The following is a 14,502-nucleotide window of genomic DNA, read 5'->3' on the forward strand; positions in this document are numbered from 1 at the left end:
AATATCGGCCTGCCGGACCGCTTCGTCGAGCAGGGTACGCGTGAGGAACTGCTGGGCCTGTGCGGCCTCGACAGCCAGGGCCTGATCGAACGGATCGAACAGTTCTGCGCTTAGAGTGCAGGACAGCCGGCAGCCTTTATTCTCACCCCTACTGATTACAAAAATACAGAATAATAAAACAATGGACAGACTTAAAAACAAAATCCGTGATATTCCCGACTTCCCAAAATCAGGCATCATCTTCAAGGATATAACACCGCTGGTAAAAGACCCGGCCTCGCTACGCTTGACCGTCCACCAGTTGCTCCACCCTTTTCTGGGCAGGGATATCACGGCAGTTGCCGGCATGGAAGCGCGGGGTTTTATTTTTGGCTCACTCGTCGCCTGGGAGTTGGGACTTCCATTTGTGCCTTTAAGAAAACCAGGCAAGCTGCCTTATGACGTACAAAGTGTATCTTATGATCTGGAGTATGGTTCGGCTACGCTTGAGGCGCATATTGATGCCTTTGAGCCAAACGATCGCGTATTATTGATTGATGATTTATTGGCTACGGGGGGAACCGCAAAGGCCAGCTGTGAACTGATTGAAAAACTCGGAGCTGAAGTCGTAGCTTGCGCGTTTGTAGTGGAACTGGACTTTCTAACGGGAAGAGAAAAACTTAACGGTTACGAAGTCCATTCTTTATTGCGCTTTTAGAGCTTTTGGAGCCACATCCCTGTAGCCCCATTGGAGATCATTTGATCGTCAGCCGATCTATTTTATTGCTTGCCTCTTCGAAAGACCTGGCTGTCGAGTCAAATGATTGAGCAGTGCTACTAAATGAATCAGAGACTTGCTCAAATTCTTTTGTATCGGCGCTTAAAGTCAAATTAAAGGCTCTTGGATTAGTAGTATTGCCGGCCTCATCCTGTTCGGCAGCCATATCTCCGGAAATAGCCGTCTCCTGATCGGAGGCCTCATTTTCACTCTCTTCAAGCAACAAGTCCTCATCCATCTCGAACAAATCGTCAGATGGATCGATTTTGCCATCCAATGCCAGGCTTTTACGCCACTGCAAAAAAGACTCGCGCGTAAATACATAAGGATCCAGCGCCGCTTCATCAATGAATTTCAAGGCACCCTCGGCGTTAGCCCGCGCATTGAGCATGGCAACCAATTGCACCGGTGCGCCTACATAAGTGACCGGGTTGGCCGCTGTGTCAAATATCGACCCGGGAATGCCACGCGCCGTAGAAGGACCCAGGAAAGGCAATACCAGATAAGAGCCTTGAGGCACACCCCAGACAGCCAGTGTCTGCTCGAAATCTTCCTCATTCTGCTCCAGCCCAAACTGCCTGGCAACATCAAACAGCCCAGCCAAACCTACAGTCGAGTTAATCAAAAACCGTCCGGAGTCTTCAGCACTTTGTTGGAATTTAGCCTGTAATACATCATTCAGAGCGACATTAATGTTTTTCAAATTATTGAAAAAATTGAACACGCCCGTTTGCACGAACTGCGGCGTTATGAACTTATACGCATCTGAAATAGGTTTGGCGACATAGTCATCAACGGTATCATTAAAAGCGTACATTTTTCTATTGAAACCTTCATAAGGATCAACCGGACTCATTTCCACTTGCTGTTCAACACCACCGGTGCTTGCACAACCGCTCAGAGTAACAGCGACTCCGATAAGCATACCTGACAAAGTCTGTTTGATTTTACCGTTCCGATTACCGTTGGGCTTGTTCATTAATAAAACCTACTGTTTTGAATAATTATCAATTTTTTCGTTGATTTTGGCTATTAAGGCGTCGAATCCTTCACGCTGTAAAATAGCAGTGTACTCTGATCGTTTTAAAGCCAAATCACTGACGCCATTAGCTATTATATTAATAATGCGCCAGCTATCGCCTTTTTCCTTCAGCATATAGTCGAACTTCACATCTTTTTCGCCGGGTATCACTAGATGGGAATGCACAACGACTCCGCCTCTAGTGGTTTCCTCTTCCGAATCGAATACAAATGACTCTCCTGAGTAATCTTTAAAATTATGGGCATAAGAAGCAATACTCAGACGGCTAAACACATCAACGAGTTCTTGCTGTTGAGCTTCGGATAGCTTTTCCCATTCCTTACCGACCACAATCCGAGCAATCTTTGTCAAATCATGGCTATTGGAAATCGGATCCTTAAGTTTATCGTACCTGCCGGCATAGCCTAATTGCTTGCCGTTTTTCATAACGTCGATCAGTTCCGCCTGGAATTTTTCCACTACCTGTCTTGCCGTAGCCGCGCCTTCTTCCTGAGCATAAGCCGTTGCCGATATAAAGAAACACCACATCAAGACCCATGCTAACTTTATACTTTTTAAAACCATAATCAAAAAACCTCGTAATTATAAAGCATATTTATATCTTTTGATAAACACGTCCTTTCCATCTAGAACGCTCTCCTTTCCAGTAACGTATCGCAGAAGTCCAGGTCATCAACAAGTAAAGACTGGCGATCAACGGCAAAATAAAACCCCAGGCCGGATTAAATGCGTAAAATCGCAATACCGGACTGTATATCAGCACCATCAGCAAGATTGCCAGAAAGCTTAATAGAACCGATCCGCCTTGAAAATAAAATAAGCCGAATGCAGGGAGCCAGTACATAGCCAGCATACTCATTGTGCAAATCAGCAACAATGTCACCGAGTAATAAAGCTGCGTATAGGCCGTGCGCGCCACCATATCCCATATGTCACGCAGCGACCTATAGGGGCGTTGACTCAATACGCCATGTGTCAATCCCATCCAGATTTTGTACCCGGCGGATTTTACTGTTTTTGCCAATGTGCAATCATCGATAAGCGCATCTTTAATAGAAGCCATACCGCCTATTCGACGCAATACATCTGTTTCCACAAAAATGCAGCCGCCCGCCGCCGTGGCCATTTTGCTATCAGGCCTGTTAGCCAGGGCAAACGGATAAATCATCTTAAAAAAGAACACAAACGCAGGCATCAACAGCTTTTCCCAGAACGATTCAAACCGCAATACCGCCATCAGAGACACAAAGCTAACACTTTCCGCCGCCTGCTTGTTCTTGAGACTTTTGATCATACCGGGACGCAATACTATATCCGCATCAAGCAATAAAGTATAAGGCGTCCCGACCTGCTTGAGTCCTTGCTCCTGAGCCCACAATTTGCCTGTCCATCCAGCCGGCAACGAGCCTGACCGGACAACCTTCAAAGCTTGCAGATTGCTCTGACGGATAATAGCGAGCGTTCCATCAGTTGACTCATCGTCCACGACGATGACGTTAAGCCCACGCCCCTGATGCGACAGAGCCTCCAACGTCTTGCCGATAAACTCTTCCTCATTACGCGCCGGTATGACCACGGTAATGTCACTGAGGTCAGTTTGTTCATAATCAGACGAGTCCGCTTCCAGCGCCTCTCTGACACTCCACGGTCGCCAAGGCAGCAGCAAAACAATCAACCAGATTGCTACCGCCACAATGGACAAATACAAACCTGCGTCAATCATTACAATTTATTCGATTATTTCAATTCTGACAGGGATACCGGAAATTGTCGGCGCAGGTTTCTCGCGCACATAATCCGGCACAGGCTCGGGCACCATGACACCTTCGGTTTTCGGACCGCGAACAGAGGTCAACAAGGCTTTCAACGGATTTTTCAACATGTCTTCGACGGCAGTAGCCTCATAACCGCAGTGAGCCATACAACTGGCGCATTTGGGATTATTGACCGTGCCATACTTATCCCATGGCGTACTATCAAGCAACTCCTGGAAGCTTGCCGCGTTACCTTCATCGGCTAATAGATAGCAGGGTTTTTGCCAACCAAACACGTTGCGCGTCGGATTACCCCAGGGCGTGCAGTTATAACTTTGATTGCCGGCCAGAAAATCCAGATACAACGAGGAATGATTCAGCTTCCAATTGCGTTTTTTGCCGATTTTAAAAATACCGCGGAACAGTTCCTTCACATCCCTGCCCTTGATAAATACGTCCTGTTGCGGCGCCCGCTCATAGCTGAAACCTGGTGCGATGGTAATGCCTTCCACTCCCAATTCCATTGCATAATCAAGAAACTCGGCCACTTCTTCCGGTGTTTCGCCTTGGAACAAAGTACAGTTTATCGTAACCCTGAAACCTTTCCCCAACGCCAGCTTTATAGCCTCAACAGCTTGATCAAAAACGCCTTTCTGACACACCGAGGCATCATGACGCTCTCGCATGCCATCAAGGTGAATGGAAAAAGTCAGGTAAGGCGAAGGCTTATAATCGTTGATTCTCTTCTTCAGTAAGAGAGCGTTCGTACACAAGTAAACAAACTTCTTGCGCGCAATAATGCCCTCAACAATCTGCGGCATCTCCTTATGTATCAGAGGCTCACCGCCCGGTATCGATACCATTGGCGCATCACACTCATCCACCGCCTGTAAGCATTCCTCAACTGAAAGACGCTTGTTCAGAATATCGTCAGGATAATCAATTTTACCGCAGCCCGCACAGGCTAAATTGCAGCGAAACAAAGGCTCCAGCATAAGAACCAAAGGATATCGCTTAACTCCTTTCAACTTTTGCTTGATCAGATAACTGCCTACAGCCAACTGTTGACGTAAAGGAACTCCCACGGGTAAACCCTCCAAAAATATTTCAATAAACTGACGACAACCCCTTTTTTTACAGGTCATCCTGAAACCACATTCTTAAACGAATAATAAACGCGTTGCAACAAAACAACAAAACAATATTCACTGAAAATACAACTTCATTACTTAAGCGTCATTAAGATCAACGAATTAACTCGCTTTGCCATATAACACAAATAATACAAGCGCTTATCCATTGGGGCGCTAGAATACTATCTTTTAATGACCGACTCCAGTTTTTACGATAAATTATGCCTGTCCGTCTTTACGCAGTATATCGCCAAGTTAATTTGCATCAACACAACAGACAACCTTAAACCCCTGTTTTTATTCTCAATAAACCCCTCAAAAATCTCTCTTAACTGGCATATTGGCAACAAAACAACATTGCTTTGCAAAATACCAACAAACAGTCTATCATTGCCTTCAGCACTACACTTAAAACTAAAAACCGTAAGTAGACATAAAAACAACCATGAACGGAACTCAAATTTCCCTGGAAAACCCAAAATCACTCAGCAAATTATCTGATGATGAATTTCAGGCCTTACTGCTTGAGGGTGTATCCAGAACATTTGCGCTAACCATTCCCCAGCTGCCGGAGAAACTTTATAGTGCGGTAGCCAATGCTTACCTGCTCTGCCGCATCGTCGACACCATAGAAGATGAAGTCTCCTTATCACCGGAGCAAAAGAAATATTTTTGCTCGGAATTTATCAACGTTGTAAAAACCGGCGTCAACTCCGAGCCCTTTGCCGTCGAGCTAGCGCCATTGCTCTCGGACCAGACCATTCCGGCTGAACACACTCTGATTCATGTATTACCGCGTGTCATAGAAATCACGCACAAATTCGACCCCGCTCAAATCGAAGCCCTGGCTTGCTGCGTCGAAACCATGGCTGAAGGCATGCCGATCTATCAGGCCATGGACCTGCGGGGCGGATTGCCTACACTGGCCGATATGGACAAATATTGCTATTACGTTGCCGGCTGTGTAGGTGAAATGCTGGCTAAACTCTTCTGTCATTACTCGACCGAAATTGCCCAACATCGCGAGCAGCTCCTGATCTTGTCGGTTTCCTTTGGACAAGGTTTGCAAATGACCAACATTCTGAAAGATATCTGGGATGATGCGCAGCGCGGCGTCTGCTGGCTGCCGCAGGATATTTTCACCGAAACCGGATTTGATCTTAAAAACCTGACGCCTGAAACCAATGATGAAAATTTCAGGAAAGGTCTTGAGCATCTGATCAGCATTGCTCATGACCACCTGCATAACGCCCTGATCTATACACAATTAATTCCTGCGCATGAAACCGGCATCCGTAACTTTTGCCTATGGGCACTCGGCATGGCGGTATTGACCTTGCGAAAAATCAAACAAAACCTGGATTTTAACAAATCCAACCAAGTCAAAATTTCACGCAACAGTGTCAAAGCCACCATTCTTGCCACCAAGGTAGCCGGACGCAGCAATAGCATGCTTTCCCTGTTTTTCAGTTTAGCCGGTCGAAAACTCAAAACACCCGACTGGACCTATACAACGCCATCCTCAAAATCCAAGTCAGATCTTTAAGGACACACCCCATGTTTACTGAAGCAATTACAGCGATAAATATCAGCACTGCACAAAGTTCATCGACTGCTATTAATTCTCATGCATTGGACCTCGACAAGGCTATCAGCAAGGCTCAAGAAAAATTATTAAGCCTGCAACACGAAGAAGGCTTTTGGGTATTCGAATTGGAAGCGGACTGCACGATTCCGGCTGAATACATCATGATGATGCATTATTTAGGTGAGATCGACGAACTGTTACAGGCCAAAATAGCCAATTACCTAAGATCACGTCAGTCCAAGGATGGCAGTTACCCGCTATTCACAGGCGGCCCCGGCGATATCAGCTGCAGCGTAAAAGTCTATTACGCCCTGAAAATGGCCGGCGATTCTATTCATGCGCCACACATGGTGCAGCTGAGAAACTTCATTCTGAGTCAAGGGGGCGCCGCCAAGGCTAACGTTTTTACCCGCATCGCCCTGGCGACCTTCGAACAATTGCCGTGGCGCGGTGTGCCCTATATCCCGGTGGAGATCATGCTGTTCCCGAACTGGTTTCCTTTCCACCTGGATAAAGTTTCGTACTGGTCCAGAACCGTAATGGTACCGCTGTTTATTCTATGCACGTTGAAAGCGACCGCCAAGAATCCTAACAAAGTCGATATACTGGAACTGTTCATTACCCATCCGGATGAAGAACAAAATTATTTCCAGGAAAGCACGCCTTTAAACAAGTTTTTTCTGGCCTTGGATAAACTGGGCCGTAAAACGCGCCCTTTAATCCCTAAAAAAATGCATGCGCTTGCGATCGAAAAAGCCAAAGACTGGTTTATCGAGCGCTTGAACGGCGAAGACGGCCTCGGGGCCATTTTCCCTGCCATGGTCAACGCCTATGAAGCCATGCTGCTACTGGGCATGCCCAAGGACCATGAACTGGTCGTGACGGCGCGTAGAGCCATCGACAAACTGTTGGTTATCCACGAGCACGAGGCCTATTGTCAGCCCTGTGTTTCGCCGGTTTGGGATACCGGACTTACCGCCCTTGCCTTGGTGGAAGCCGACAAATCCGGCAATCGCGAAAGCCTGAAACGAGCCTATGACTGGCTGAAAAGCAAACAATTATCCGATGAGCCGGGCGACTGGCGGGTTTCAAGACCCGATTTGAAAGGCGGCGGCTGGGCGTTTCAATTTGCCAATCCGCATTACCCTGATGTTGACGATACGGCGGTAGTCGCGTTTGGAATGGCCGAATCGGATCTGCCCGACATGGACGAATCCGTGCACAGGGCTACCGGCTGGATAGCCGGCATGCAGTCTAAAAATGGCGGTTACGGAGCTTTTGATGCCGACAACACCTATTATTATCTGAATGAGATTCCTTTTGCCGATCACGGGGCCTTGCTGGACCCTCCTACCGCTGACGTCAGCGCACGCTGCGCCATGCTGATGGCGCGTGTAGCCAAGGATCACGACGAATATCTGCCGGCCCTCGAACGCGCCATCAACTACTTGCGCGATGAACAGGAAGAAGACGGATCATGGTTTGGACGCTGGGGCACCAATTATATCTATGGCACCTGGTCGGTACTGCTGGGACTTGAGCAAACTAACCTGCCTAAAGATGATCCCATGTTCACCAAAGCCGCGAAATGGTTAAAAAGCGTGCAGCGTGAGGACGGCGGCTGGGGCGAAGACAACTACAGCTATCACGACCTTGAATACAGCGGAAAATACCGGTTCAGCACAGCCTTCCAGACGGCTTGGGCGCTTTTGGCCCTAATGGCGGCCGGCGAGGCTCATTGTTCCGAAGTAAAAGCCGGCATTGATTTTCTACTGCGCAATCAGCAGGCTGATGGCGTCTGGAACGACAAATGCTTCACGGCCCCTGGCTTTCCAAAAGTTTTCTATTTGAAATATCACGGCTACGACAAGTTTTTCCCGTTATGGGCGCTTGCCAGATACCGCAATGAGCTTAACAAACAGTGATCACCGGAATCGTTGTTGCCTTAGAGGAAGAACTCGGTACCCTGACATCAAAAAACATTGAAAAAGGGCACTGTGTTTTTATATCCGACAAAGTTCTGGTTGCATATTCAGGCGCCGGCCCTGAATATGCACAAACCGCCGCTGAACTGTTAGTCTCCAGAGGCGTAACCCGACTGATCAGCTGGGGATGCGCCGCGGCCCTCGGCGCATCATTGAAACCCGGAGACCTTACCCTGGCCGATTCACTGATCGATGCGGATAAAGTCCGGTTTGACATCGCCTCGGACTGGCACAACCACGCCAAAAATATTCTATCGGCACAAACTACCGTTCATACCGGCTGCCTGGCCGAAAGTTCGCGCATTGTCTCGTCCAGCAAAGACAAAAAACAGCTCCATGTCCAAACCGGCGCCATTGCCCTGGATATGGAAAGCATTGCCGTCGCCAAGATCGCCAGGCAACACGCCCTGCCTTTCCTGGCAATCCGTGCGATTGTCGACCCGGTTAACATGAACCTGCCCAAAGCCATCGATCACTCGCTTAATGACCAAGGCGATGTGGTTATAGGCAAACTATTGATATTTCTGACATTGCACCCCCTTGAACTGCCCGGATTGATCAAGCTGGGACTGCATTTCAACGCTGCCAAAAATAAATTAAAATTGGTTGCCAAACAGCTTGATATAATTAACGGCTTTGGTTACTAAGGCACAATTAGGTAAAGCCTTCATGAATAACGCAGACTCTTTAATCACTATCTCCAGCGCTGTTGCCTTTCCGCATGCCACTCTGCCAAAGATAGTCGACGTTATGGGCAGCCTTCTTAGCTTAATTTCTGCCGCTCAGGCAGGTATAGAGGCCGCGAGCCGGTTACTGTCGTTCATGGTAATCATTTTCACACTTATTTGCTCTTTGATGCGACTGCCTGCTTTTAGCACTCACCCGAACACAAACAGCAAAAGAATTTAAATTTTTTGAGGTCTTTAATGTCTTTTAGCATCGCCGAACTGTTTTCCCAACACAGTACCGATAAATTTGAATTGCACGAGCAGCACCTGAACAATCAAATGGTCAGGGTTTTAAAAACTATCGGTTATGATCGCCATTACAAAAAAGCTGTCGGTCAATACCTGTATGACCAGGATGGCACCGAGTACCTGGATTTACTGAGCGGTTTTGGTGTCTTTGCGATCGGCCGCAATCATCCAACCGTGGTCAAGGCTTTGACCGAAACCCTGACCCTGGAACTGCCCAACCTGGTTCAGCTTGATGTTTCCGTTCTCAGCGGCTTGCTGGCCAGGGAAATTCTGAAGACCACGCCCGATAACCTGACCAAGATGTTTTTCTGCAACTCAGGCACTGAATCGGTCGAGGCCGCGATCAAATTTGCCCGCTATGTCACCCGACGCGAAAAAATTGTTTATTGCGAGCACGGCTACCACGGCTTGACCATGGGCTCGTTATCGCTGAACGGCGAAGAAATTTTTCGCGAGGGCTTCGGCCCGCTGTTGCCCGGCTGCAGCGCCATCCCCTTCAATGATCTTGAGGCGCTGGAAAAAGCGTTAAGCAATAAAGATGTGGCCGCCTTTATCATCGAACCCATTCAAGGCAAGGGCGTTAATGTTCCCGACGATAATTACCTCCCTGAAGTCGAGCGCCTGTGTAAAAAATACGGCACGTTATTCGTTGCCGATGAAGTCCAGACAGGTCTGGGACGAACCGGCAAGTTCTGGGCGATCGATCACTGGAACGTCAAGCCCGACATGATCTGCATGGCAAAAGCCTTGTCCGGCGGCTTCGTTCCGGTCGGCGCGGTCGCGATGACATCGAAAATCATGGATACCGTATTTAACCGCATGGACAGAGCCGTCGTGCACGGCTCGACTTTCTCCAAAAACAATGCGGCGATGGCGGCAGGCCTGGCCACGCTGCATGTCATGGAAGCCGAAAACCTGGTCGAAAACAGCAACAAAGTCGGCACCGACATTATCAACAGCCTGAACGCCATGGCCGGCAAATATGAATTCCTGAAAGAAGCGCGCGGCAAAGGCATGATGATCGCGATCGAATTCAATTCGCCCAAAAGCCTGTCTCTGAAAGCCGCCTGGGCGATGCTGGAAGCGGCCAACAAAGGCCTGTTCTGCCAAATGATCACCATTCCATTGTTCAAGGAACACCACATACTGACTCAAGTGGCCGGACACGGCATGAACGTGGTCAAGCTGCTACCGCCGTTAAACCTGACCCAAAAAGACCGCGACCATATCGTTACGGCTTTTGACAAGGTCATCGCCGACACCCACCAGATACCTGGGTCTATCTGGGATTTAGGCAAAAATCTGGCCAGCCATGCAATGAAAAACAAAAAAGGATAACGACTGTGAAAAGATTATTCCAATTAAGCCTGTTAACACTGAGCCTGTTGCAGCTAGAAACAGTTTCCGCTCATGCCGTGGTAACGGATAATTCCTTACAAATCGCGCCTATTCACGCCAACCGCGCGGAAAAAGTCGAACTGACATTCAATTCCCAGGTTGAGCTCGGATTGTCCCAGATCTTTCTGGTGAGCAAAGGTGATCGGCATGAATTATTAAAGGCGACAAAAGGTGAGCAGAACGGCCGCATCGTGGTGGAAATCCCGCCACTAGCCCCCGGCAACTATGCCCTCAGATTTAAAATCTTTGCGGCCGACGGCCATTTGACTGAAGACGTCATTCACTTTGTTGTCGACTCCACGGAAGGAGAAGATCAAGCAGGGCAGGAACAATCGCCAAATCTTGATAGGTTGTAATAATGGAAGCCATAGCTGACTTTCTCGACTCCCTGGTTGGCGGAGTCGATCTGATTTGTTACTCATTAGCGATAGGCAGTTTATTCTGGGGACTTTTTGTTTTACGCCCTTGGTATAGTCATGCCGGATATACCGACGCGTTATTGGAAAAAACCATCGCCCTTTTATATAAAGGCGGTTTTGCCCTGGCACTGATTCAGCTTTTCAAGATCGTTCTTAAAATCTGGCTGATGGCCGCCATACTGGGGAGATGGCCGTTTCCTGAATTCGCTGACACCACGCAATTTACCGGCGGCCTGATTCGCATGGTATTAACGCTGTTGGTGGCCGGCTACGCCTACCTGTACCTGAGCAAGAACCCTTTTTCCCGCCAGCACTGGATGACGACGGGCTACATAGCGGTACCGATGATCATTTCCGGCGCCTGGCTCGTGCATGCTGCCGGGCGCTTTGACAATCAGGTCCCGCTGATGGCGCTGACCGTTGCCCACCAACTGGGCGCAGCCGCCTGGATAGGCGGCATTTTCCAATTGGTCAACATCTGGTTATTGCGCAGCAATATGCGGGTTCCAGCCGAGCTCTGGCCTATCATGCTGAAACGCTTTTCTTTGTACGGCATGGCCTCGGTAGCGATGATTTTAATTACCGGCCTGCCAATCGCCTTACAGTATATCGACACCTGGAACGGTTTTATCGGCACCGGCTACGGCAATCTGCTATTGGTCAAAATCATACTGTTGTCGCTCGCCCTGGGCTTTGCCTGGCTGAACAGAAGCGCCGTCCAGCAATTCGGTGCTTCCGGCGATAACTATGCCCTAAACAATCGGGTGCCTTATTATATTGAAGCGGAAACCCTGGTTCTGGTGGTTCTGTTATTTACAGCCGCCAGTCTCGCTTCACAGCCGCCGGCTATCGACATTCCGAATCTGACGGCTGCCTGGCAGGAAGTCCTGAATACCTTCGCTCCACGCATTCCCCGCACCAGCTCGCCGAGTCACGAAGCCTTACTGGCCGGTGAAGCGGGCCGTGTCGCCATCGTAGGCCAGATCCCCTCGGAAGCGGCAACAGCATGGTCTGACTACAATCATAATATTTCAGGCATATTCCTGACCGTGATGAGCTTCGTGGCAATGCTTTCCTATATAAAGCGCTTGCCCTCCGCTTTTTCAATGTTCGATAAATACCTGCCGCTGGCCAAATACTGGCCTTTCGGTTTCGTCGCCTTGGGCGTTTTCCTGTTTTTCCGCAGCGACGCCGAATCCTGGCCGTTGGGTCCGATAGGATTTTGGGACAGCACCTTCAATAACGGCGAAGTATTGCAACACAGAATTGCGACCTTACTGGTATTTGTACTGGGCGTTATGGAATTACGCGCCAGGATGAGCCATGACCCCAATAGCAAATTGCCTTTTGTATTCCCCATGCTGGCCGCTTTCGGCGGGCTCATGCTGCTGACGCATTCGCATATCGGGTTCCAGGCCAAAAGCGCTTTTCTTATCCAGGTGGGTCATACTTTAATGGGCGTTTTCTCACTGGTTCTGGCGTGCGGACGCTGGCTGGAATTAAAACTGGACAGACCAGGCAAGGATATTGCCGGGTTCGTTTCCGTTGCCGCCCTGTTTCAGATCGGACTCATTTTGATGTTCTATCGCGAACCTCTCTATTAACATGCATACATTAAATCAATATCCCCTGCTTAAAGACATCAACACGCCGGCCGACGTCCGCAAGCTTGCCAAAGACCAATTAAAGCCCTTGGCCAAGGAACTGCGCGAGTACCTGACCCACACGGTCAGCATTTCCGGCGGCCACTTCGCCGCCGGGCTCGGCACGGTCGAGCTGACCATCGCTCTGCATTATGTCTTCGATACGCCGGCCGATCAGCTGGTCTGGGATGTCGGCCATCAGGCCTATCCGCACAAAATCCTGACCGGCCGCAAGGAAGCCATGCCGACCATCCGCACCAAGGGCGGCGTGTCGGCCTTCCCGAGCCGCGCCGAGAGCGAGTACGACGCCTTCGGCGTCGGCCATTCCAGCACCTCGATCAGTGCCGCCTTAGGGATGGCCATCGCCTCCGAGCTGAAAGGCGAGGACAAGCAAATGGTGGCCATCATCGGCGACGGCAGCATCACCGGCGGCATGGCGTTCGAGGCCATGAACCATGCCGGTTCCCTGGACGCCAATCTGCTGGTGATCCTGAACGACAACGAAATGTCGATCTCGCCGCCGGTCGGGGCCATGAACAATTACCTGACCAAGATCCTGTCCAGCCGCCTGTATTCGTCCGTGCGCGAGGAAAGCAAGAAAGTGCTGAGCCGCATGCCCAGCGTCTGGGAACTGGCGCGCAAGACCGAGGAGCACATGAAGGGCATGATCGCGCCGGGCACGCTGTTCGAGGAACTGGGCTTCAATTACATCGGCCCGATCGACGGCCACGACCTGGACATGCTGGTCTCGACCCTGGAGAACCTCAAGCATATCTCGGGGCCGCGCTTTTTGCATATCGTCACCAAAAAAGGCAAGGGCTACGCGCCGGCCGAGAAGGACCCGCTGGCCTATCACGGCGTGCCGGCCTTCGACCCGAGCAAGGATTGCCTGCCCAAATCGACGCCGTCGCCCTACCCGACCTATACCGAGGTGTTCGGTCAGTGGCTGTGCGACATGGCCGGCCAGGACGAGCGCCTGCTGGGCATTACCCCGGCCATGCGCGAGGGCTCGGGGCTGGTCAAGTTTTCCCAATGCTATCCCAAGCGCTATTTCGACGTCGCGATTGCCGAGCAGCATGCCGTGACCTTGGCGGCCGGCCAGGCCTGCCAGGGCGCCAAGCCGGTGGTGGCGATCTATTCGACCTTCCTGCAGCGCGCCTACGACCAACTGATCCATGACGTGGCGCTGCAGAATCTCGACGTCCTGTTCGCGCTGGACCGCGCAGGGCTGGTCGGCCCGGACGGCCCGACCCATGCCGGCAGCTTCGACTACAGCTATCTGCGCTGCGTGCCGAACATGCTGGTCATGGCGCCGGCCGACGAGAACGAATGCCGGCAGATGCTGACCACGGGCTATCACCATGAGGGACCCGCGGCCGTGCGCTATCCGCGCGGCAAGGGGCCGGGCGCGGCGGTACAGCCCGGCCTGACCACCCTGCCGATCGGCAAGGCCGAAGTCCGGCACCGGGGCGGCCGCATCGCCATCCTGGCCTGGGGCAGCCTGGTGACGCCGGCACTGGAAGCCGGCAAGCACCTCGGCGCCACGGTCGTCAACATGCGCTTTGTCAAGCCCTTCGATACCGACCTGGTGCTGGAACTGGCCAAAACCCATGATGTGTTCGTGACCGCCGAGGAGAACGTGCTGGCCGGCGGCGCCGGCAGCGCCGTCAATGAGTTCCTGCAGGCGCAAAAGGTGCTGATGCCGGTACTCAATATCGGCCTGCCGGACCGCTTCGTCGAGCAGGGTACGCGTGAGGAACTGCTGGGCCTGTGCGGCCTCGACAGCCAGGGCCTGATCGAACGGAT

12 protein-coding genes are annotated in these 14,502 nt (G+C 50.7%); 8 read left to right on the plus strand and 4 right to left on the minus strand.

The annotated features are described in order from the left end of the window. Nucleotides 1-181: 181 nt before the first annotated feature. Entirely contained in the window at nt 182-697 is a 516-nt protein-coding gene (locus EK22_RS21020; protein ID WP_036254124.1) for an adenine phosphoribosyltransferase, read from the plus strand. Between the two features lie 37 nt (nt 698-734). Here the strand turns inward: EK22_RS21020 and EK22_RS21025 are convergent, their stop codons facing one another. Genes EK22_RS21025 through hpnH form a run of 4 tightly spaced genes read right to left on the minus strand, consistent with a single transcriptional unit; the run spans nt 735 to nt 4,638 of the window. After that, nucleotides 735-1,736, minus strand: a complete 1,002-nt coding sequence (locus EK22_RS21025) for an MlaA family lipoprotein (RefSeq protein WP_036254126.1) — start codon at nt 1,734-1,736, stop codon at nt 735-737. A 9-nt stretch (nt 1,737-1,745) separates the two neighbouring features. After that, nucleotides 1,746-2,363 (minus strand): ABC transporter substrate-binding protein, encoded by a 618-nt coding sequence (locus EK22_RS21030; protein WP_020160819.1) that lies wholly within the window; start codon nt 2,361-2,363, stop codon nt 1,746-1,748. Between the two features lie 31 nt (nt 2,364-2,394). Then, the gene (locus EK22_RS21035; protein WP_020160818.1) at nt 2,395-3,522 is read right to left on the minus strand and encodes a glycosyltransferase; all 1,128 of its coding nucleotides are present in this window, start codon (nt 3,520-3,522) and stop codon (nt 2,395-2,397) included. A 6-nt stretch (nt 3,523-3,528) separates the two neighbouring features. Beyond that, nucleotides 3,529-4,638: an adenosyl-hopene transferase HpnH gene (hpnH, locus tag EK22_RS21040; protein WP_027147475.1), complete on the minus strand. Its 1,110-nt coding sequence runs from the start codon at nt 4,636-4,638 to the stop codon at nt 3,529-3,531. 493 nt (nt 4,639-5,131) lie between these two features. On the opposite strand from hpnH, the gene EK22_RS21045 reads away from it, so the two are divergent. The 7 genes from EK22_RS21045 to dxs all read left to right on the plus strand — a co-directional run. Beyond that, complete coding sequence (locus EK22_RS21045; protein WP_036254127.1) at nt 5,132-6,232, plus strand: phytoene/squalene synthase family protein; 1,101 nt, start codon at nt 5,132-5,134, stop codon at nt 6,230-6,232. A gap of 11 nt (nt 6,233-6,243) precedes the next feature. Further along, on the plus strand, nt 6,244-8,199 hold the full coding sequence (gene shc, locus EK22_RS21050; RefSeq protein ID WP_020160815.1) for a squalene--hopene cyclase: 1,956 nt from the start codon (nt 6,244-6,246) through the stop codon (nt 8,197-8,199). After that, complete coding sequence (locus tag EK22_RS21055) at nt 8,196-8,906, plus strand: phosphorylase family protein (RefSeq protein WP_020160814.1); 711 nt, start codon at nt 8,196-8,198, stop codon at nt 8,904-8,906. Before shc ends, EK22_RS21055 begins: the two co-directional genes overlap by 4 nt. A 279-nt stretch (nt 8,907-9,185) precedes the next feature. Further along, nucleotides 9,186-10,574, plus strand: a complete 1,389-nt coding sequence (locus EK22_RS21065) for an aspartate aminotransferase family protein (protein WP_036254130.1) — start codon at nt 9,186-9,188, stop codon at nt 10,572-10,574. Between the two features lie 5 nt (nt 10,575-10,579). Beyond that, on the plus strand, nt 10,580-10,990 hold the full coding sequence (locus EK22_RS21070; RefSeq protein ID WP_036254132.1) for a copper resistance CopC family protein: 411 nt from the start codon (nt 10,580-10,582) through the stop codon (nt 10,988-10,990). 2 nt (nt 10,991-10,992) lie between these two features. Next, nucleotides 10,993-12,657, plus strand: a complete 1,665-nt coding sequence (locus tag EK22_RS21075) for a copper resistance D family protein (protein ID WP_036254135.1) — start codon at nt 10,993-10,995, stop codon at nt 12,655-12,657. 1 nt (nt 12,658) lies between these two features. Continuing rightward, the coding region (gene dxs / locus EK22_RS21080) for a 1-deoxy-D-xylulose-5-phosphate synthase (protein ID WP_036254137.1) at nt 12,659-14,502 on the plus strand (1,844 nt) is incomplete at its 3' end.

This window comes from Methylobacter sp. BBA5.1, from assembly GCF_000746145.1.
Lineage (GTDB): Bacteria > Pseudomonadota > Gammaproteobacteria > Methylococcales > Methylomonadaceae > Methylobacter > Methylobacter marinus.

Bases quoted from the DNA above. Each gene is read 5' to 3' on its own strand.
- EK22_RS21030 (WP_020160819.1), bottom strand. From the start codon at position 2,363: ATGGTTTTAAAAAGTATAAAGTTAGCATGGGTCTTGATGTGGTGTTTC.
- shc (WP_020160815.1), top strand. From the start codon at position 6,244: ATGTTTACTGAAGCAATTACAGCGATAAATATCAGCACTGCACAAAGT.
- EK22_RS21065 (WP_036254130.1), top strand. From the start codon at position 9,186: ATGTCTTTTAGCATCGCCGAACTGTTTTCCCAACACAGTACCGATAAA.
- EK22_RS21045 (WP_036254127.1), top strand. From the start codon at position 5,132: ATGAACGGAACTCAAATTTCCCTGGAAAACCCAAAATCACTCAGCAAA.
- EK22_RS21075 (WP_036254135.1), top strand. From the start codon at position 10,993: ATGGAAGCCATAGCTGACTTTCTCGACTCCCTGGTTGGCGGAGTCGAT.
- EK22_RS21035 (WP_020160818.1), bottom strand. From the start codon at position 3,522: ATGATTGACGCAGGTTTGTATTTGTCCATTGTGGCGGTAGCAATCTGG.
- EK22_RS21025 (WP_036254126.1), bottom strand. From the start codon at position 1,736: ATGAACAAGCCCAACGGTAATCGGAACGGTAAAATCAAACAGACTTTG.
- EK22_RS21020 (WP_036254124.1), top strand. From the start codon at position 182: ATGGACAGACTTAAAAACAAAATCCGTGATATTCCCGACTTCCCAAAA.